Here is an 18,775-nt window from a genome sequence, read left to right as displayed (position 1 = left end):
CTCGCGGGAAACCGGAATTTGGGACGAAAGATCCGGTCCGGCTCGGAGATGTCCGAGCCGGGGCCGGTCGTCGCAGGGGATGAATGTTGCCGCGTTAAGCGGCTTGCGGCGTGCTGTTGGTCATCTCGTCAACGGCAGCGGCGATGTCGCGCATGCTGATGACGGAGACGAGGCTGTACTCGTCGATGACAGGCAGGTGCCGGATGTGGTGCCGGTTCATCAAATGGCGAACGTGCTCGATCGTGTCGCGGGAGGTGCAGGAGACGAGCTGCTGCACCGAGACGAGCTGCGAGACCTTGATGTTGACCGCGCCCGTGCCGTGCTCGGCGACGGCGCGCACCACGTCGCGCTCGGTGAACATGCCGACCGCAGTGTTTCCTTCCGAGCGGACCACGTCCTTGACCACCAGCGCACTGATGTTGTTGGCGCGCATCAGCTTGGCGGCGATACCCACCGTTTCGTTCATTCGCACCGTGACAACGCGCGGCGTCTTCTTGCGCAGAATGTCTCCGACCAGCATTGCAACCTCCGTGTGAACGATGGAGGAAGTGTGGTATACATAATGCCAATCGTCAAGCGCTGGATTTGGCTGGTCCGAAAAATTTTGCGGCAGGAATGCTGACGTTTGCCGTCGGATAAAAACGAAAGGGGCGCATCGCTGCGCCCCTTTCGATCGCTGCAAAGGCCTATAGGCGCTACGCCGTCTCGGTCTTGGCGGTCGCTGTCGCGGTGTCGGCGCTCTCCGCTTCCTTGCCGTCGATGAAGGAGCGGCGCAGCGGCTTGATCACGAACAGCGCCATCAGCGCGGCGGTCGCGTTCAATGCCACCGCCACCACGAACACGGCCTTCCAGCCATAGGCGGTCGAGATCACGCTGGCGAGCGGAACGAGCAGGGATGCGGTGCCCTTCGCGGTGTAGAGCATGCCGTTGTTAGTGGTCGCGAACTTCGAGCCGAAGGTGTCGCCGCAGGTCGCGGGGAACAGCGAGTAGATTTCGCCGAACACGCCGAAGTAAACCGCGGTCGCGAGCACGAACACGATTGGCACGTGGCCATATGCCGACAGCGTGAGCAGCATCAACGCGGCGGTGCCGAACGCGATGAACATGGTGTGCTCGCGGCCTATCGTGTCGGAGACAAAGCCGAAGAACGGACGTCCGAAGCCGTCGAAGATGCGGTCGAGCGAGATCGCAAAGGTCAGCGCCGCCATCTGGAAGCCGGCGAGGGTGACCGGGGTGTTCGCGATCTTGAAGTCGTGCGCGATCGGGGCGATCTGCGCCGCGGTCATCAGGCCGCCGGAAGCGACCATGACAAAGACGAGATACATCACCCAGAAAATAGGGCTGCGCAGGACCTGCGGCGGAGTGAAGTCGATCTTGGTCTGCGGCAGGTTGAGCCGCTTCTTCTTCGGCGGGATCGAGATCCGCGGCGGCTGGATAAAGAAGGCGAGCACGAACACGATCACGCCCTGGCCGATGCCGAAGGTCAGGAACGCGTGCTGATAGCCGCTCGATGCGATCATACTCGCGATCGGCACCACGGTGAGCGCGGCGCCCGCACCGAAGCCGGCTGCAGTCGCGCCGGCGGCGAGGCCGCGGCGATCAGGAAACCACTTCAGCGCATTGCCGACGCAGGTGCCGTACACCGCGCCCGCGCCCATGCCGCCGACAACTGCTGCCGCATAGAGCACGGGAAGGCTATCGGCGTAGGAGTTGAGCACCCAGGAGAGTGCGATCATCACACCGCCGAACATGATGACGATGCGCGGGCCGTATTTATCGACGAACCACGCCTCGATCGGCACGAGCCAGGTTTCGGTGACGACGAAGATGGTGAAAGCGAGCTGGATCGCCGCGCGGCCCCAATGATATTTGGCGTCAATCGGGTCGACGAACAGCGTCCAGCCATATTGCAGGTTGGCGATCATCGCCATGCAGACGATGCCCATGACGAGCTGGAGCCAACGGAAACCTGTGCGAAGAGGCGCGGCTGTGACGGCGCCTTCCGTGCTGGAAATCATCAACAACCTCCCAAGGCGCCTGTCTGTTGGCAACACCGGATGCCAAGATGACTTAGTGTCGCAAATGTTGTGGCTTATCGTCGCAAGCGCGGCGGGCAGATTGGTATACCATATCCCAGAAAGCAAGCCCTATCTTGGATCCAGTTCGACAAAATGCGCGACCCCTTTCGGATTTCATGAAAGCGGAGAGGTTTTGGACGAAACGAAAACGCCCGGCCGTGAGGCCGGGCGTCGTGCCAGGATCAGCTGTGCTAAAGCGTGTCAGACGGTCGAGTTGGCGACCACCGTCCTGCGCCAGGGCTTGAGCACCACGATCGCAAGCAGCGAAGCCAGGATGTTGGCGCCGGCTGCGATGATGAACACGTTGTCCCAATTGCCCGAGCTCTGCTGCATCAGGTTCGCGACCGGGACGAGCAGCGCGGCGGTACCCTTGGCGGTGTAGAGCAGGCCCGCATTGGTGGTCGCGAATTTCGCGCCGAACGTGTCGGTACAGGTCGAGGGGAACAGCGAGTAGATCTCGCCCCAGGCGAAGAACACGAAGCCCGACAGAAGCACGAACCAGACCGGATCGTGGCCCCAGAGATAGAGCATCCAGATGCCGAAGCCTTCCATGCCGAAGGCGATGAACATCGTGTTCTCGCGGCCGATCATGTCGGAGATCCAGCCGAAGAACGGACGCGTCAGGCCATTGAGCACGCGGTCGATCGTCGCCGCAAACGTCACCGCCGTCATGGTCATGCCAACCAGCGTGACCGGAATGGCATCGACCTTCCAGTCGACCGCGATCGGCTTGAGGTTCGCGGTCACCATCAGGCCGCCGGCGCCGACGATCACGAACATGAAGTACATCAGCCAGAAGATCGGCTGGCGCAACACCTCGGTCGGCTGGTAGTTGCGGCGGCTCTGGGCCAGCGCCGCATTCGCCACCACGCTCGGCACCTGGCCGGGCTTCGGTGCGAACAGGAAGAAGGCGAGGATGCAGATGATGATGCCTTGTCCGAGGCCGAAATAGAGGAAGGTGGTCTGGAAGCCACTATCCTTGATCATGGCCTGGATCGGCGCGACGGTGAGGGCGGAGCCTGCACCGAAGCCCGCGGCCGTGATGCCCGCGGCAAGACCGCGCTTGTCGGGAAACCATTTCAGCGCGTTGCCGACGCAGGTGCCGTAGACGGCGCCGGCGCCGATGCCTGCGATGATCATGCCGAGATAGTAGCCGTTGAGCGTCGTCGCCTGTGCGTTGATGGCCCAGCCGATCGCGCAGAGCAGGCCGCCGACCAGCACGACGATGCGCGGACCGTATTTGTCGACGAACCATCCTTCGATCGGCACGAGCCAGGTCTCGAACAAGACAAAGAGTGTAAAGGCCCACTGGATCGAGGCGCGATCCCAGCCGAATTTCTTCTGGATGTCGGGGACGAAGAACGTCCAGCCGTATTGATAGTTGGCAATCATCACCATGGCCGCTACACCGATCGCCAATTGCGCCCAGCGATACGAGTCGCTGACGCGCGCGGCTGTAGGGGCCGTTGCTTGCACCATGTCCGTCATAGAGCCTCCCGTGGCGCCTCTGATTTTTATTCGAGCGCTGCGCCGGCATTGTTGTATTCAATATGCCAAGGTTCAAGCGCTGGTCCGGTCACCGTGCGCAAATGCCGCAGGGCCCTTTCCGGTTGCGGCTGTGCACTCCGGACAATGCAAATAGAGACAATGCAAATAGAAATGGCCCCGTCGTGCGGGGCCATTCATCAAAAGTAGTATGTGGACGGTTCTGAAACCGGCGCGTCGGCGGCGCGAGAAGCGCCTGCTTGAAGCGCCTGCTTACAGGCCGAAGCGGGGCAGGTCACCGTTGTGATTCGAGATCTCGGCGCTCGCCATCAGGAGACGGTCGATCGCAGCCATCAGGCGGGCGAACAGCGAGGAGGAGGGCGCGAGGGCGACGGAAGCGGTCTTGGACATCGGAATTCCCTTTCTTGGGACGGTCAATATTGCTGTCTCATTTCGGGGAGAAATCTATGTATACCAGATACCAATGTCGACCTGATTGTTTGCATGGCAGCATGCGAGCTATCGCATTGCAACATGATGTCGCGGTAATGGAGCCATCTCGGGCCTAAGGCTGCAAAAAGGGGGCGAAACCGGATGCCAGCCCCCCAAAGAGGCCTCTTCGCGGGGCGGACTGGGCCGCGGCTTAAGGGACCGGCCTTGGCAGGGCAGTTCAAAGCCGGTAGTGGTCTGCCCCCTTTTCCAATCAACTGTCAGAGTGGTTCATGTCGAGCGCCTCGCCCGCCGTCTCGATCGGCATCGATTTTGGGACCAGCAATACGGTCGTCGCGCTTGCGGCGGACGACCGCCGGGTCGAGGCCATCCGCTTCGATCATGGCGGACAACGGCACAGCGTCTACGTGTCGGCCCTGTGCTTGTGGGAGGACCGGCCCGGCGCCGGGGCGCTGGCCGAAGGCGGCCCGTGGGCGATCGAGCAGTTTCTCGAAGGACGCCACATCTACCGCTTCCTCCAGTCGTTCAAGACCTTCGCTGCAAGCAGCAGCTTCAACACCACCCAGGTGTTCCGGCAGCGCTACAAGTTCGAGGATATTTTGGCGGCGTTCCTGCGGACGCTGGCGCGCCATGGTGGCGACAGGTTCGGCTTCGAGACATCGACCATCACGGTCGGCCGCCCCGTGCGCTTCGCCGGCGGCAATCCCGACGAGGCGCTGGCGATGCAGCGCTACCGGGCCGCGTTCGAGCGCCTGGGCGCCGGCCATGCGCGCTATGTCTACGAGCCCGTGGGAGCCGCGTTCTCCTTCGCGCGCCGGCTGGAGCGCGATGCCACCGTCTTGGTTGCGGATTTCGGCGGCGGCACCAGCGATTTCTCCGTGATGCGTTTCTCGCGCGCGGGTGGCCGTTTGCGCGCCGAGCCGCTCGGCCATGCCGGAATCGGGATTGCGGGCGACACGTTCGATTACCGCATCGTCGACCACGTCGTCTCGCCGCGGCTGGGAAAGGGCTCAAGCTTCCGCTCATTCGACAAGGTGCTGCCGATCCCCAACAGCCACTACACCAACCTCGCGCGCTGGCATCAACTCGCGATGATGAAGAGCAACGGCGATCTGCGCGAGCTCAGGGAGCTTTCGCGCACCGCGCTGAAGCCGGCTCTGCTTGAGGATTTCATCACCATCGTCGATCTCGACCTCGGCTTTTCACTGTACCGCGCGGTGTCCGACGCCAAGGTCGCGCTGTCGGCGCAGGACCAGGTGGACTTCCGCTTCAGGGGCGGCGGCGTCGACATTGGCTCGACCATCACACGGAAAAACTTCGAAGCCTGGATTGCTGACGATATCGCCCGGTTAGGCGCCACCGTCGACAAGGTGCTGGGCGAGGCCGGCATCACCGCCCGCGAGGTGGAGAAGGTGTTTCTGACTGGCGGGACCTCGTTCGTGCCCGCTGTCCGAAAGCTGTTCGCCGAGCGGTTCGGCAACGAGCGGCTGATGTCGGGGGACCAGTTCGAGTCGATCGCCTACGGCCTTGCGCTGATCGGACATAGTCCCGACCCGGACCGCTGGACCGCAAGCGGTGGGCTCGAGTCGCAGGTGGGCGCGTAGCAATCGTTCACGACTGGCCGCAAGTTCCAGGCGCTCTATGCAGCGCCAATCGAGAGCGGACGTTGAAGATGACGTGTCATCAGCGCGGCTGCCTCCGCGAACCGGCCGGACTCCAGAACGTCCAACAGCCGCAAATGCTCCGCAATGTGGCGGCGCATGCCGCTCCGATCGGCGAAGCTGCGATAAGCGAACAATCGCCGGATTGAATTTACGCGCCGAAGCGATTCCACGAAAAATGGATTGCCGGCGCCGCGGGCGATCTCCTCATGAAACTCGCAGCCGAATTGATAGACTTCACCGACTGTCATTTTCTCGAGCTCGCCGGCAAGAATCCATTCCTGGCGCTGGCGCAGACGATCGATAACCTCCGATCCTAGTTGGTAGCCCGGCTGCATGATCGCGGCCGGTTCAATCACGGCCCGGAAAGCTGCGACCTGGGCTTGCGCTTCGGGGCTCAAGACTGTCTCGGTGAAACGCCAGCCATAGCCGGGCAGGCGTGCGATCCAGCCTTCGACCGCGATGCGATCGAGCAGACGCTGCAGTTCGGTGCGGCTGAGCGTGTAGCGGCGCATCAGTTCGGCTTCGGTGACGTCGGTGGGCAGCCGCCTTGCGAGCAGATCCGCCGCGACGGCGGCGTAGGATTTTTCCGCACGGTTCCCCGCCGCGATCGCGGATCGCGCAGCGCCGGTGCCGGGGCTTCTGGTCAACACGAAGCCGCGGTTCGGTTCTCCGCGCGCAAATCCAGCAGCCTCAAGCGCCTTCAGGCCCAGCCGGATAGGGGCGCGCGAGACGTCGAGCGCGTCGGCGAGCTTCTGCTCGATGAGCCTGTCGCCCGCCTTCATGCCGTCTCGCCGGGCCAAAGCCAGGATGAGGCCCGCCAGATGTTCTCCTCGATCCGAACCATTGCTGGCTGGACGTTGTCGTGAGGATTGAGAAGCGGACATGGCGGCAAGCTCGAAATTTTCTGGCTTGACAGACCGTATCGCGAATTGTTCTTTTGTACAACAATATACAATAATGGGAGGGATGCCGGATGGCCCGGGCGCCCGATGTTCTTATCTGCGAGGTCGCTGCGCGCGACGGTTTGCAAAATCTGGACACCTTCGTTCCGACAGAAGCGAAGTGCGAGCTCATCGACGCGATTGCCGCCGCCGGCATCAGTGAGATCGATGCCGGCTCCTTCGTACCGCCGAAGGTGGTGCCGCAATTCGCCGACGTCGACGCCGTGATGGCGCATGCGCTCCAGCACAAGAGCGCGACAATCGGTGCTCTGGTGCCCAATTTCAAAGGCGCGGAGCGGGCGATCGCCGCGGGTGTCGGCGCCATCTATTTCGTGATCTCGGCCAGCGAGAGCCACAACCTCGCCAATGTGCGTCGCACCAGCGAGGAGCAGCTTGATGGCTTTCGCGCCGTGCGCAGGGCGCTGGATGCGCTTCCAATCGCGGGGCGTCCGCGCCTGATGGGGGCAATCGCGACGGCGTTCGGCTGCTCCATCGAGGGCCAAATCAAGGAGGCCGCGGTCGGCCGGCTGGCGCGCGGCTTTGCCGAAGCGGGGGGCCGACGAAATCGGCCTCGCCGACACCGTCGGCTATGGAACGCCTAGCCTGATCAAGGACATCGTTCGCGTCGCGCGAGACGAGATCGGCTCACAGATGCCGCTCAGGCTGCACCTCCACGATACGCTTGGCATGGGTCTCGCCAACGCCGTCGCGGGCCTCGATGTCGGAATTCGCCGCTTCGATGCTGCCGTATCAGGCCTCGGCGGATGTCCCTTTGCGCCGGGCGCACGCGGCAATGTCGTGACCGAGGACCTCCTCTTCATGCTCGAGCGAATGGGGCTTTCCACCGGGATCGATCTCGACCGCTTGATGCAGACCCGCGAAATCCTCGCGCGCCATATCGCGCCCAAGCACCTGACCGGACACCTGCACGAGGCGGGAATCCCGAAGGCGTTGCGGAGCGCCGCATGAGCACCGCGCCTGACGGAACACCACTTCGTCCGCTTGAAGGCGTGCGCGTCGTCGAGTTCAGCCAAATGGTCATGGGCCCGAGTTGCGGGCTGATCCTTGCCGATCTCGGCGCCGACGTGATCAAGGTCGAACCGACAAAGGGGGATCGCACTCGCTCTTTCAAAGGCCCGGCATCGGGCTTCTTCAATACCTATTGCCGCAACAAACGAAGCATTGCCCTCGACACGTCGACGTCGCGGGGCCAGCAACTGGCGCGACGGCTCATCGAAAGCTGCGATGTGCTCATCGAGAATTTCCGGCCCGGCCTTCTGAAGCGCATCGGGCTCGACTACGATTCTGTTGCGAGCTTTGCGCCGCGATTGATCTATTGCTCTCTCAAGGGATATCTACCGGGGCCCTACGAGAACCGCCTTGCGCTGGACGAGGTGGTCCAGATGATGGGCGGACTGGCCTACATGACGGGCCTGCCTGATAGGCCGATGCGCGCGGGCGCCTCCGTCAACGACATCATGGGCGGCATGTTCGGGGCGATCGCGATCCAGGCCGCTCTTGCCGAGCGGCAACGAACTGGTCGCGGCCGGTATATCCAGAGCGCATTGTACGAAAACAACGTGTTCCTGATGGCGCAGGCCATGATGTACGAAACCGTGACGGGCGAGCCGTCGACCCCGTATTCCGTCAAGCAGAGCCCATGGCCGGTCTATGACCTCTTTGACACGCGCGACGGCTCGAAGCTGTTTGTCACCGTTGTCGGTGAGGAACAATGGGGCGCATTTTGCCGTGCGTTCGATCGCGAGGCCTGGTTGAGCGATCCGCGCTTCGTCACCGGACAGGATCGGGTCGATCACCGGGATTGGCTGATCCCGGAGATTGCGAAGATATTCGCTCAGTGGAACAGGTCCGATCTATCGGAGAAGCTCGATCAGCTCGATCTGCCCTATGCGCCGGTCAACAAACCCGGTGATCTCTTTGACGATCCTCATCTCAACGCATCCGGTGGATTGATCGACATCAAGCTGCCGGATGGACGCCTCGCCAAAACGCCGCTGCTGCCGGTTTCGATGGATGGGCGGCGCCTGCCGAACCGCTACGATCCGCCACAGATAGGTGAGCATACCCGCGACGTGCTGATGGAAATCGGCTGTACGCCACACGAGATCGCAGAGCTGGCAGCGAAGGGAATTGTCACGGCCACGCCTGAAGCTGCCTGACCGCAACATCAATGAAAACAATACCTGCGAGGAGGAATGCATGAAGATCACGCGCCGCGAAGCTCTCATTGCGGGCTCGGCCTTCGCCGCCACGGCCTTTCCGCGGGTGCTGAGCGCTGAAGAGAAAGTTGCAAAGCTCGCGTTCGGGCCTGTCTCGCCAGTCTACGCGATCGGCATGATCGCCGAGTTGAAGGGGTACTTCAGGGACGAGGGACTCGATCCCAAGCTGGTCGCAGGCAATTCCGGCACGTTTGGGCGCCAGACGCTCGCTGCGGAGCAGGCGATGTTCGCCCATGGCGACGCCAGTCATCCACTCCAGCTTTCCGCGCGCGGCAAGCCCTGCAAGATACTGCTCGCGACCGAAATGGTGTGCTCCTACGCCAACATCGTCGTTCGAAAGGATCTCTACGACAGCGGCATCACATCCGTCGACAAACTGGCAGCTTACAAGCGGGCCAACGACGCCAAGCCGATCGTTGCCGCAACCGCAATCGGGTCGGGCACCTGGGTCTACGGCACCTATGTGTTCGAGGCACGCGGGCTCGGGGACAAGGTGAACTGGGTCGCTGGCGGTGGCCCGAACACCATGTTTCCTTCGCTGGAGACCAAGCAGTTCGATGCCATCATGGCACCGCCGAGCTGGATCGTCGAAATCGAGAAGAAGGGCTTTGGGAAGGTCATTTACGACACCTCGAAGCCCGGAGAGTTCGAAAGGGATTTTGGCGGCACGGTGCCGGTGCTGGTGATCTATGCACTCACGGATACGGTCACGCAGGACAAGGCAATGGTGCAGGCCTTCGTCAACGCCATCTACCGGGCCATGAAATGGGTCAAGACGTCGCCGCTCGCCGAGGTGCAGGCACTCGTTGCGCCAAAGTATTTCTCCGGCGTGGATCCCGAGGCGGTCACCGCCGAGCTTGGATTCGACACGTCGACATGGGCGTATGACGGGACCATCGACAAGGCGTCGTTCGAGCGCGGTGCAAAACCCTGGTACCGCAAAGGCACGGATATCCCCGAAACCAAATACGAGGACGTCGTCGACATGAGCTTCCTCGACGCCGCCAAGGCGAAGTACAAGTGATGTCGGTTGGTCCCGGCCTTGCTGTTGCTCCGCAAGCGGGCAGTGCGGCGATCCGGATTACCGTGCAAGGCCTGACGAAGAGCTTCAGCACGGGCAACGCGCAATTTACCGCGGTGGACAACGTATCCTTTGACGTGCGCCAGGGTGAGTTCGTCGCACTCCTTGGCCCCTCCGGCTGCGGCAAGAGCACAATTCTCAACATGGTTGCAGGTCTGCTGCCTCGTTCGGGGGGGACGTATTCTCATCGATGACGCCCAGGTCGAGCCGGGTAGGGTGAACCGGAAGGTTGGTTATGTCTTCCAGCGCGATACGCTGTTTCCCTGGCGGACCGTCGAGCGCAATATCGGGTACGGACTCGAGATCGCGGGGGGTCGCGAAGGCTGAGCGCGCCGACCGTGTCGCAAAGGCGGTCGAGCGGGCGGGTTTGGACGGTTTCGCCCAGACGTTTCCGCGCATGTTGTCCGGCGGCATGCGCCAGCGGGTTGCCCTCATGCGAACGCTGATCCTGGAGCCGGAGATCCTGCTGATGGACGAGCCGTTCGGGGCCCTCGACACGCACACCAAGCTCGAGATGCACAAGACGTTGCTGGAGATATGGGAACGCGAGCGGCAGACCGTCCTTTTCGTAACGCACGATCTCGGCGAGGCCCTGACGCTTGCAAGCCGGATCATCCTGTTGTCCGCGCGGCCGGGACGATTGAAGGAGGATTTCGACGTCGCTTTCCCGCGCCCGCGCGACCCGGTTGGCCTGCGCGAGACCGCCGAGTTCGGTCGCCTCTATTCCCATATCTGGCATTCGCTTGGCGAAGAGTTTCGCCGAACCAAGGCAGACTGATCATGTCTTCCCGCCGCTCGGTCATCCTGTTCTGGCAGCTCGCGATCCTCGCCCTGACGCTCGTCATCTGGCAGTGGGGTTTCGAGTGGAGCAAGATGCTCCTGCCCAAAGCCTATGTCCCAAAGATCCTTGACCCATACTTCGTCGCCAAGCCGTCGCTGATCTGGGGCAGCTTCCTGCGTCTCGGCTGTTTCAGTGACCCCGGCGGCTTTCTCGCGTGTGTCCAGAACAACGACAATAATCTCTGGATAGCCACTCTCGTCACGCTGAAGAACACGTGGTGGGGATTCCTGTTTGGCAGCGCCACGGGTATCGCGGCTGGCATCGTTCTCGGGCGCTCTGATTTTCTCGCACGCGTGTTCGGCCCTTACGTCGTGGCGCTGAACTCGATTCCGCGCATTGCCCTGGTGCCGCTCGTCATCCTGATCTTTGGGCTCGGCGACCTGTCCAAGGTCGCAACCGCGTGGCTCGTGGTATTCTTCGTGGTCTTCTTCAACACATTCGAGGGCACGCGCGCGGTCGACCGCGATCAGATCGCGGCAGCCCGTCTGATGGGGGCAAGCGAATTCGCCGTTTTACGAACGGTGGTGATCCCGTCTGCGCTGGCGTGGGTGTTCGCATCGCTGCTTCCCGCGGTGTCGTTTGCGCTCGTCGGCGTCATCGTGGGCGAGTTCATCGGCGCCGAGCGTGGTCTCGGAAAACTCATCATCGAGGCGGAGGCGCGTGCCAATGCCAGCGAGATGATGGTCGCGATCTTCATCATGATGATCGTTGGTATCGTGCTGGCCATGCTCGTGCAGGCGCTGCAATCATACCTGCTGCGCTGGCAGCCGCAGTTTGAGGGATCGGTGTAGGCCTGGCCGCGAGTGGCGGGAAGCTCGTCCGCGGCCCATCCTTCGAGACGCCCGCCTACGGCGGGCCCTCAGGATGAGGTCGCGTTTTGCGGCGAGATATCAGACCCTCATGGTGAGGAGCCCGCCAAAGCGGGCGTCTCGAACCATCCAGGTCGAGCATGTCGCTGCATGGCTCTTGACATGGTCAGTTACTGATTGATCTCGGGCTCGACGAGCCGTGCCAGGTTGCGCAGCGACTCCTGCCAGCCGAGATAACAGGCCTCCGGCGGGATGACGTCGGGGATGCCGGCCTGCGTGACGTCTAGTTCGGTTCCGACCGAGACCTTCTTCAGTGTCACGGTGACCTCGAGCACGCCGGGCAGATTGGGGTCATCGAACTTGTCGGTGTAACGCAGCCGCTCGCCCGGGACGAGCTCGAGGTATTCGCCGCCGAAGGCGTGGCTGTGGCCCGTTGTGAAGTTGCGGAACGACATTTTGAACGTGCCCCCGACCTTGGGCTCCAGGTGATGCACGGTGCAGGCAAAGCCGTTGGGCGGAAGCCATTTCGCCAGCGCATCCGCTTCCAGGAAGGCGCGATAGACTTTCTCCGGGCTGGTGGCCAGAATGCGGTGCAGGCGGACAGTGCTGGGCATAATCGTCATCCTCATGAATTGATGGGCCCGACACCAGTGTCCGGTGCCCATTCATGCCCCGAGGACGAACGAAGGGTTGCCGATCCGACAGGGCGCCTCGGATTTTCTTGCTGATCCTTATTGAGAGCGCCAGCAGCGCATTTGCTGCAGTTGCAGCACGCCTGGTCAACTGAAGCCACAATTCCGCTATCGTTCCCAATTCAACTCCTGCGCGAAATCAGGGGGGGACTTCCGTTGCGCAGGACGCTTTGGGCTTTCGTCATCATACTCTGCTGTCTTGGCACACCCGCAGAGGCTGCCGGTATCCAGCTTCTCGAGTCCGATCCGGCGCTGTCAGGCGCGATCTGGTATCCCTGCGCCGCGGAGCCGACGCATGTGGCGCTCGGGAGTCTTTCGGTTGGCGCCGATTTCGACCTGAGGGGCGTAAAGGATTGCCCCGTCAGGGGCGCGAAACTCCCGCTCATCATCTTTTCGCACGGCCGGGGTGGATTTTTCGGTCAGCATCACGACACCGCGGAGGCGCTGGCCGATGCCGGCTTCGTCGTCGCAGCCATCAATCATCCGGGCGACACATATAGCGACTCCTCGCGGCGAGACACCTTGTCTGTCTTGGAATCGCGTCCTGCGGACATGGTCCATCTGCTCGATTTCCTGCTGAACGACTGGAAGGATAGGGCGGTGATCGATCCTGCTGGAATCGGCTTCTTCGGCTTCTCGCTGGGAGATTTTACTGGCTTGCTGCTGATGGGCATTAAGCCGGATTTCGGCAGGCTCGCCAGCCTCTGCAAGGAAACCACCGGGAGCTGCGCACAGCTTCACAGAGGAGAGGCGCCGCCCAATGCGCCGCAGGACGCGCGCATCCGCGCCGCTGTGATCGTCGATCCCCCATCGACCACCCTGACAAGGGAGAATCTGGCTGCAATCAAGATCCCATTCCAATTCTGGCGCTCGCAGTTCGGCGGCCCGGGCGTCGGCGACGGTTCGGGCACCGCGCGCGTCGCGGATGGCCTGCCGGGCAAGCCCGAGGTTCATGTCGTGCCGGCCGGCCACTTTGCTTTCCTCGCGCCTTGCTCGGCCGAACTTGCGGCGGCCATTCCGCGCATCTGCACCGATGTGCCGGCGGGTTCGACAGGGCAGGCTTTCACCGCGAGTTCAACGCGGCTGTGGTGAGGTTCTTTCGCGAGCAACTCGGAGAGCGCTGATGGGGCGACTTGGCTGCACGATCGCGCTGCTTGCGCTTGTGTTCTCTCCAGCCTTGGCCGATCCCGCGCTGCCCGGTCTCGTTCGGGAGGATCGGCTGATTCCGATCACGCTAGGCGATGGAAGCAAGGTCAAGCTCGAAGCCATGATCATTCGCCCGGATCGGCCGGGGCGCTTTTCATTGGTCCTGCTGGTTCACGGTACGAATCCTGCCACCGGGCAAGCCTTTCGCGCCGCGGCTGCGCGACAATCGCCGGTCGATCTTCTCAATCCCGCTGTCGCATTTGCACAGCACGGTTATGCCGTCGCATCGATCATGCGTCGGGGTTTTGGTCGGTCAGAGGGACGATTTGCCGAAGCGCTTTTCGGACCATGCGACGATCAGGACTATCTTGCCGTTGGGCGGATCGCGGCTGAAGACGTCACCGCTGCTGTCGTCACGCTCCGTGGCGAGCCCTGGGTCGAGCCTGATCAGGTCCTCCTGATGGGGCATTCGACCGGCGGCTTTGCTGTGACTGCCGCGGCGGCGAACAATCCTGCCGGCGTCGTCGGCATTCTGAATTTCGAGGGTGCGAACGGTTCAGTCCCGGGTCGCACTTGCAGCCCGGATCATCTCGTCGCGGATGCCGGCATCTTTGGCCGCACGGCGCGAATTCCGGCGCTATGGGTTTATTCGGAGAACGATCACAGCGCCCCGCCGGCGTTAGGCCGTCGCATGTTCGATGCTTACGTCGCTTCCGGCGCACCGGCGCAATTGCAGGTTTTGCCGCCCTTCGGTGTCGACGGGCATGCCATGGTGCCGATGGGCCCCGCCGACATTTGGTGGCAGGCTGTCGAGAGTTTCATGAGCAAATTGCGCCTGCCGACGTCGCTGATTGTCGAATTGCCCCCGCCCGCGGCCATTCCGGCGCCGACGCCGCTCAACGTGGCGTGCACGGGCTATTTCGATGCCTACGTGAAGGCATGGACCGATGTCAAAGCCTTTGCTTGGAATCGCGACGGTCATTGTTCGTCGGTGACCTCCACGCAGCGAACGGTCGATGACGCGAAGAACGAGGCGATGCGCCAATGCGTGGCCGCCTGGAAGGAATGCTTGCTCTACGCGGTCGGGCAGGCGCTGGCGCCCGGTTAGAGTCCTCGCGCAGCTGCATTCCAAAAAAGAGAAAGGGCCGCCAAAACGGCGCTCTTGATCGTTGCGGTGTCGCTTACTCGGCGACCTAGTGATTGCTGAAGCCGTGCACGGCACACTGCGCAGGGTCTCGTCGGCGCGTCGGCCGGGCAAAACATCCACTTTCTCGAATATTGGCATAATATCCCTGTTTTGCCCGACGCGTCAAAGCAATTTCGTTAAATACGAAATTGCTTTGCAGCCAAGGGGGTAGCTACTGTGCATGGGGTTGTTTTTCAGTTTTTTAGTTAGTGCCTGCGACCGCACGGCTTTTCTCATGCAAAAAGGGCCGCCTCGGCAGGCGGCCCTTTCGTCTCACTCAATGCTGTGTCGCTTACTCCGCGGCCTGCTTCTGCGGCGGGTCGAGTGCGCCGGACTTGTGGATATCGGCGACCTGATGGTCGCTGAAACCGAGAACAGTACGCAGGATCTCGTCGGTGTGCTCGCCGAGCAGCGGGGAGCGCTGCACGTCGCTCGGAGAGTCCGACAGCTTGATCGGGTTGCCGACCGAGATGTACTTGCCGCGGGTGGGGTGGTCGACCTCGACCACGGTGCCGGTCGCGCGCAGCGACTGGTCTTCGGCGATCTCCTTCATCGACAGGATCGGGCCGCAGGGGATGTCGTCCTTGTTGAGGATCTCCATTGCCTCGAACTTGGTCTTGGTCATCGTCCACTGTTCGATGCGGGCGAAGATCTCGTTGAGGCGCGGCAGGCGGGCCGGCGGCTTGGCGTAGTTCGGGTCGGTCTTCCAGGTCGGCTCGCCGATCACGTCGCAGATCTTCTCCCAGACCGGGGCCTGGGTGATGAAGTAGATGTAGGCGTTGGGATCGGTCTCCCAGCCCTTGCACTTCAGGATGCGGCCGGGCTGGCCGCCGCCGGAATCGTTGCCGGCGCGCGGCACGGCATCGCCGAACGGAATGCCTTCGCCGAACTGGCTGTACTCCTTGAGCGGGCCATGGGCGAGGCGCTGCTGATCGCGCAGCTTGACGCGGGCGAGGTTGAGCACGCCGTCCTGCATCGCGGCGGTGACGCGCTGGCCCTTGCCCGAGTGGGTGCGGTGATAGAGCGCGGTGACGATGCCGAGCGCGAGATGCAGGCCGGTGCCGCTGTCGCCGATCTGCGCGCCGGTGACGAGCGGAAGACCGTCGCGGAAGCCGGTGGTGGAAGCGGCTCCGCCGGTGCACTGCGCGACGTTCTCATAGACCTTGCAATCCTCGTACGGTCCGGGACCAAAGCCCTTGATCGAGGCGACGATCATCTTCGGGTTGATCGCCTGGATCTTCTCCCAGGGGAAGCCCATGCGGTCGAGCACGCCGGGGCCGAAGTTCTCGACCAGCACGTCGCACTTCTTGATCAGCTCGGTCAGGACTTCCTTGCCCTTGGGGTTCTTGGTGTCGAGCGTGATCGAGCGCTTGTTGTGGTTGAGCATGGTGAAATACAGGCTGTCCACGTTCGGGATGTCCTGCAGCTGGCCGCGGGTGATGTCACCCACGCCCGGGCGTTCCACCTTGATCACGTCGGCGCCGAACCATGCGAGCAGCTGCGTGCAGGTTGGTCCGGACTGGACGTGGGTGAAATCGAGAATGCGAACGCCCGAGAGCGCTTTGGTCATCATCTTGCTCCGTACTCTGTCTGCCCCCGCTAACCGCAGAGGAATGGGTTGAGGGGAAGTGCTTACTTCTTCTTCTGCAGAACGCTCTGCGGATTGAGGTTGCCGATGCGGCCGCTCTCCGAACCTGCGGCCGGATCGATGACCGCGTTGATGAGCGTCGGCTTGCGTGAAGCCATCGCCTCGTTGACGGCGCGCTTGAGCTCGTCGGGCGAGGTCGCATTCACGCCGACGCCGCCGAAGGCTTCCATCATCTTGTCGTAGCGCGCGCCCTTGACGAATACAGTCGTTGCCGGATCGGCGTTGGCGCTGTTGACGTCGGTGCCGCGATAGATGCCGTCATTGTTGAAGATGACGACGCAGATCGGAAGGTTGTAGCGGCAGATGGTCTCGACCTCCATGCCGGAGAAGCCGAAGGCCGAGTCGCCTTCCACCGCGAGCACGGGGTTGCCGGTCTCGAGCGCGGCCGCGATCGCCTGGCCCATGCCGATGCCCATCACGCCCCAGGTACCGACGTCGAGGCGCTTGCGCGGCCTGTACATGTCGATGACGCCGCGGGCGAGGTCGAGCGTGTTGGCGCCCTCGTTGACGAGGATCGCCTCGGGATGGTCCTTGATGACGTTCTTCAGCACGCCGAGCGCGCCGTGATAATCCATCGGCGACTTGTTGTTCATGAGCTTCGGCGCCATCTTGGCGACGTTCTCTTCGCGCTTGGTCGAAACGGCCTTGGTCCATTCGGCTGGCGGGGCCGTCCAGCCCGAAGCCATTGCCTGGTTGAAGGCGGAGACGACCGAGCCGATGTCACCGACGACAGGCGCGACGATCTCGACGTTGGAGTCCATTTCCTTCGGCTCGATGTCGACCTGAATGAACTTCTTGGGCGCTTCGCCCCAGGTCTTGCCCTTGCCGTGCGAGAGCAGCCAGTTCAGGCGCGCGCCGATCAGCAGCACGACGTCGGATTCTTTCAGCACCGTCGAGCGGGCCGCGCCGGCGCATTGCGGATGCGTGTCGGGGAGAAGGCCCTTGGCCATGCTCATCGGCAGGAACGGCACGCCGCTCTTCTCGACGAAGTTCTTGATCTCTTCATCGGCCTGCGCGTAGGCGGCACCCTTACCGAGAATGATGAGCGGACGCTTGGCCGCCTTGAGCACGTCGAGCGCGCGCTTGACCGAAGCGGGCGAGGGGATCTGCGCGGGCGCAGCATCAATCACCTTGACCAGCGACTTCTGACCGGCGTCGGCGTTCATCACCTGGCCGAACAGTTTTGCCGGCAGGTCGAGATAGACGCCGCCGGGACGGCCCGACACCGCGGCGCGGATGGCGCGGGCGAGACCGATGCCGATGTCCTGCGCATGCAGCACGCGATAGGCCGCCTTGCACAGCGGCTTTGCGATCGCGAGTTGGTCCATTTCCTCGTAGTCGCCCTGCTGGAGGTCGACGATCTCGCGCTCGGAGGATCCCGAGATCAGGATCATCGGGTAGCAGTTGGTGGTGGCGTGCGCGAGCGCGGTGAGACCGTTGAGGAAGCCGGGCGCGGAGACGGTGAGGCAGACGCCGGGCTTCTTGGTGAGGAAGCCGGCGATGCCCGCCGCATAACCGGCGTTCTGCTCATGGCGGAAGGAGATCACACGAATGCCGGCGGCCTGCGCCATGCGGCCCAAATCCGTGATCGGGATGCCCGGCACATTATAGATGGTGTTGATGCCGTTCAGCTTGAGCGCGTCGATGACGAGATGAAAACCATCCGTCAATTCCTGCTCGGTGCCCGGTGCTTCGGACTTGGTCGCGGTATTCAGCATGGGCCTTGTCTCCCTGGTCTCAAGGTGCCGTTTTTGGCTTTGGGGGCGAGTGGTTCGCCCTTCTGGTGAGCGTTGCTAGGTAAAGAGTTCCTGACCGTGCGCTTCGACGTAAGCGGCAAGGCCAAGGGTGTGGTCGCGGGCGCGCTTCTCGGCGAGTTCGGTGTCACGCGCCTCTAACGCTTCGATGATGCCGAGATGCTCGGGCAGGGAGGTCGCGGTGCGGTCCTTGCGCCCGATGGTCAGTTGCCGATAGCCGCGCACGTGCAGCAGCAGGTCATTGGTGAGATCGACCAGCACGGGGGATTCCGACAGCGAGATCAGCGCCTGATGGAAGGCGATGTTGGCGCGCGAATATTCCTCGACGTGATCCTCGGGCAGGCGGTCCTTGCCGAAATCCTTGAAGAAATCACGCAGCGCCGTGATGTCCTTCTTGCGTGCAGTGGTGGTGATGAGGCGGGCCGCCATGCTCTCCAGCGCCGCCCAGGCGCGGATCATGTCGACGATCTCGCTCTTGGTCCGGCGCACCACCATGATGCCGCGGCGCGGAACGGTCTTCACGAAACCGTCCTGCTCGAGCATCGCGATCGCTTCGCGGATCGGGGTCCGACTGACACCCAGGCGTTCGGACAGCGCGCGCTCGTCGAGCATCACCGGCTCGGGCGTCGAATAGATGTCCATCTTGAGGATGGCTTCCTTCAAGGCGTCATACGCCTTGTTCTTGAAGCTGCTCTCCGGGGCAATTCGAACGATTGCGATATCTGCCTCGGCCATGTTTGGCAACGCCTTGGTTGGTTTC

At 62.6% G+C, this 18,775-nt stretch carries 19 protein-coding genes; 10 read left to right on the top strand and 9 right to left on the bottom strand.

All coding sequences use genetic code 11. The features are described 5' to 3' along the window. Positions 1-94 precede the first annotated feature (94 nt). The 4 genes from AC629_RS23240 to AC629_RS47045 all read right to left on the bottom strand — a co-directional run bounded on the left by AC629_RS23240 (position 95) and on the right by AC629_RS47045 (position 3,974). Positions 95-520, bottom strand: coding sequence for a CBS domain-containing protein (locus AC629_RS23240; RefSeq protein WP_084807287.1), 426 nt, complete (start codon positions 518-520; stop codon positions 95-97). Between the two features lie 175 nt (positions 521-695). Then, positions 696-2,018, bottom strand: coding sequence for an oxalate/formate MFS antiporter (gene oxlT, locus AC629_RS23235; protein ID WP_084807318.1), 1,323 nt, complete (start codon positions 2,016-2,018; stop codon positions 696-698). A 261-nt stretch (positions 2,019-2,279) separates the two neighbouring features. After that, positions 2,280-3,566 carry an oxalate/formate MFS antiporter gene (oxlT, locus tag AC629_RS23230; RefSeq protein ID WP_084807286.1) on the bottom strand — a complete coding sequence of 429 codons (1,287 nt, stop codon included), beginning with the start codon at positions 3,564-3,566 and terminating at the stop codon, positions 2,280-2,282. A gap of 270 nt (positions 3,567-3,836) precedes the next feature. Beyond that, positions 3,837-3,974 (bottom strand): hypothetical protein, encoded by a 138-nt coding sequence (locus AC629_RS47045; RefSeq protein ID WP_167336519.1) that lies wholly within the window; start codon positions 3,972-3,974, stop codon positions 3,837-3,839. A gap of 311 nt (positions 3,975-4,285) precedes the next feature. On the opposite strand from AC629_RS47045, the gene AC629_RS23225 reads away from it, so the two are divergent. Further along, complete coding sequence (locus tag AC629_RS23225) at positions 4,286-5,617, top strand: Hsp70 family protein (protein ID WP_084807285.1); 1,332 nt, start codon at positions 4,286-4,288, stop codon at positions 5,615-5,617. 35 nt (positions 5,618-5,652) lie between these two features. Here the strand turns inward: AC629_RS23225 and AC629_RS23220 are convergent, their stop codons facing one another. Next, positions 5,653-6,459 carry a GntR family transcriptional regulator gene (locus AC629_RS23220; RefSeq protein ID WP_245331979.1) on the bottom strand — a complete coding sequence of 269 codons (807 nt, stop codon included), beginning with the start codon at positions 6,457-6,459 and terminating at the stop codon, positions 5,653-5,655. A 191-nt stretch (positions 6,460-6,650) separates the two neighbouring features. Here AC629_RS23220 and AC629_RS47775 point away from each other — a divergent pair, with 191 nt between their 5' ends. From AC629_RS47775 to AC629_RS23195, 7 genes are all read left to right on the top strand, one after another. Continuing rightward, positions 6,651-7,220 (top strand): hydroxymethylglutaryl-CoA lyase-like TIM-barrel protein, encoded by a 570-nt coding sequence (locus AC629_RS47775; RefSeq protein WP_210419098.1) that lies wholly within the window; start codon positions 6,651-6,653, stop codon positions 7,218-7,220. Continuing rightward, positions 7,159-7,587, top strand: a complete 429-nt coding sequence (locus AC629_RS47770; RefSeq protein ID WP_210419097.1) for a hydroxymethylglutaryl-CoA lyase-like TIM-barrel protein — start codon at positions 7,159-7,161, stop codon at positions 7,585-7,587. The genes AC629_RS47775 and AC629_RS47770 overlap by 62 nt, the downstream gene beginning before the upstream one ends. Next, positions 7,584-8,798, top strand: a complete 1,215-nt coding sequence (locus tag AC629_RS23210; protein WP_084807283.1) for a CaiB/BaiF CoA transferase family protein — start codon at positions 7,584-7,586, stop codon at positions 8,796-8,798. Before AC629_RS47770 ends, AC629_RS23210 begins: the two co-directional genes overlap by 4 nt. Before the next feature lie 40 nt (positions 8,799-8,838). Next, positions 8,839-9,882 (top strand): ABC transporter substrate-binding protein, encoded by a 1,044-nt coding sequence (locus tag AC629_RS23205; protein ID WP_084807317.1) that lies wholly within the window; start codon positions 8,839-8,841, stop codon positions 9,880-9,882. Next, the gene (locus AC629_RS50245; protein WP_349531229.1) at positions 9,882-10,133 is read left to right on the top strand and encodes an ATP-binding cassette domain-containing protein; all 252 of its coding nucleotides are present in this window, start codon (positions 9,882-9,884) and stop codon (positions 10,131-10,133) included. Before AC629_RS23205 ends, AC629_RS50245 begins: the two co-directional genes overlap by 1 nt. Positions 10,134-10,306: 173 nt before the next feature. After that, positions 10,307-10,717: an ABC transporter ATP-binding protein gene (locus tag AC629_RS50240; protein WP_349531224.1), complete on the top strand. Its 411-nt coding sequence runs from the start codon at positions 10,307-10,309 to the stop codon at positions 10,715-10,717. A gap of 2 nt (positions 10,718-10,719) precedes the next feature. Beyond that, the gene (locus AC629_RS23195; RefSeq protein ID WP_084807282.1) at positions 10,720-11,571 is read left to right on the top strand and encodes an ABC transporter permease; all 852 of its coding nucleotides are present in this window, start codon (positions 10,720-10,722) and stop codon (positions 11,569-11,571) included. Positions 11,572-11,759: 188 nt separating this feature from the next. Here AC629_RS23195 and AC629_RS23190 read toward each other — a convergent pair whose 3' ends face one another. After that, positions 11,760-12,203 (bottom strand): SRPBCC family protein, encoded by a 444-nt coding sequence (locus tag AC629_RS23190; RefSeq protein WP_084807281.1) that lies wholly within the window; start codon positions 12,201-12,203, stop codon positions 11,760-11,762. Positions 12,204-12,437: 234 nt separating this feature from the next. Here AC629_RS23190 and AC629_RS23185 point away from each other — a divergent pair, with 234 nt between their 5' ends. Next, entirely contained in the window at positions 12,438-13,373 is a 936-nt protein-coding gene (locus AC629_RS23185; RefSeq protein WP_349531221.1) for an alpha/beta hydrolase family protein, read from the top strand. A 31-nt stretch (positions 13,374-13,404) separates the two neighbouring features. Then, entirely contained in the window at positions 13,405-14,535 is a 1,131-nt protein-coding gene (locus tag AC629_RS23180; RefSeq protein ID WP_084807280.1) for an alpha/beta hydrolase family protein, read from the top strand. A 370-nt stretch (positions 14,536-14,905) separates the two neighbouring features. Here the strand turns inward: AC629_RS23180 and frc are convergent, their stop codons facing one another. The 3 genes from frc to AC629_RS23165 form a co-directional block, all read right to left on the bottom strand. Next, entirely contained in the window at positions 14,906-16,183 is a 1,278-nt protein-coding gene (frc, locus tag AC629_RS23175; protein WP_084807279.1) for a formyl-CoA transferase, read from the bottom strand. A gap of 62 nt (positions 16,184-16,245) precedes the next feature. Then, positions 16,246-17,979, bottom strand: a complete 1,734-nt coding sequence (gene oxc, locus AC629_RS23170; protein ID WP_084807278.1) for an oxalyl-CoA decarboxylase — start codon at positions 17,977-17,979, stop codon at positions 16,246-16,248. 75 nt (positions 17,980-18,054) lie between these two features. Beyond that, positions 18,055-18,750 carry a GntR family transcriptional regulator gene (locus tag AC629_RS23165; protein WP_162250091.1) on the bottom strand — a complete coding sequence of 232 codons (696 nt, stop codon included), beginning with the start codon at positions 18,748-18,750 and terminating at the stop codon, positions 18,055-18,057. Positions 18,751-18,775: the final 25 nt, after the last annotated feature.

It is taken from the genome of Bradyrhizobium sp. NAS80.1 (assembly GCF_001908205.1).
GTDB lineage: Bacteria > Pseudomonadota > Alphaproteobacteria > Rhizobiales > Xanthobacteraceae > Bradyrhizobium.
This window is presented reverse-complemented; position numbering and strand designations above follow the sequence as displayed.

Excerpts from the sequence above, each read along its gene's own strand:
- AC629_RS23240 (WP_084807287.1), bottom strand. The coding sequence starts at position 520 with ATGCTGGTCGGAGACATTCTGCGCAAGAAGACGCCGCGCGTTGTCACG.
- oxlT (WP_084807318.1), bottom strand. The coding sequence starts at position 2,018 with ATGATTTCCAGCACGGAAGGCGCCGTCACAGCCGCGCCTCTTCGCACA.
- oxlT (WP_084807286.1), bottom strand. The coding sequence starts at position 3,566 with ATGACGGACATGGTGCAAGCAACGGCCCCTACAGCCGCGCGCGTCAGC.
- AC629_RS47045 (WP_167336519.1), bottom strand. The coding sequence starts at position 3,974 with ATGTCCAAGACCGCTTCCGTCGCCCTCGCGCCCTCCTCCTCGCTGTTC.
- AC629_RS23225 (WP_084807285.1), top strand. The coding sequence starts at position 4,286 with ATGTCGAGCGCCTCGCCCGCCGTCTCGATCGGCATCGATTTTGGGACC.
- AC629_RS23220 (WP_245331979.1), bottom strand. The coding sequence starts at position 6,459 with ATGAAGGCGGGCGACAGGCTCATCGAGCAGAAGCTCGCCGACGCGCTC.
- AC629_RS47775 (WP_210419098.1), top strand. The coding sequence starts at position 6,651 with ATGGCCCGGGCGCCCGATGTTCTTATCTGCGAGGTCGCTGCGCGCGAC.
- AC629_RS23210 (WP_084807283.1), top strand. The coding sequence starts at position 7,584 with ATGAGCACCGCGCCTGACGGAACACCACTTCGTCCGCTTGAAGGCGTG.
- AC629_RS23205 (WP_084807317.1), top strand. The coding sequence starts at position 8,839 with ATGAAGATCACGCGCCGCGAAGCTCTCATTGCGGGCTCGGCCTTCGCC.
- AC629_RS50245 (WP_349531229.1), top strand. The coding sequence starts at position 9,882 with ATGTCGGTTGGTCCCGGCCTTGCTGTTGCTCCGCAAGCGGGCAGTGCG.
- AC629_RS23195 (WP_084807282.1), top strand. The coding sequence starts at position 10,720 with ATGTCTTCCCGCCGCTCGGTCATCCTGTTCTGGCAGCTCGCGATCCTC.
- AC629_RS23190 (WP_084807281.1), bottom strand. The coding sequence starts at position 12,203 with ATGCCCAGCACTGTCCGCCTGCACCGCATTCTGGCCACCAGCCCGGAG.
- AC629_RS23180 (WP_084807280.1), top strand. The coding sequence starts at position 13,405 with ATGGGGCGACTTGGCTGCACGATCGCGCTGCTTGCGCTTGTGTTCTCT.
- frc (WP_084807279.1), bottom strand. The coding sequence starts at position 16,183 with ATGACCAAAGCGCTCTCGGGCGTTCGCATTCTCGATTTCACCCACGTC.
- oxc (WP_084807278.1), bottom strand. The coding sequence starts at position 17,979 with ATGCTGAATACCGCGACCAAGTCCGAAGCACCGGGCACCGAGCAGGAA.
- AC629_RS23165 (WP_162250091.1), bottom strand. The coding sequence starts at position 18,750 with ATGGCCGAGGCAGATATCGCAATCGTTCGAATTGCCCCGGAGAGCAGC.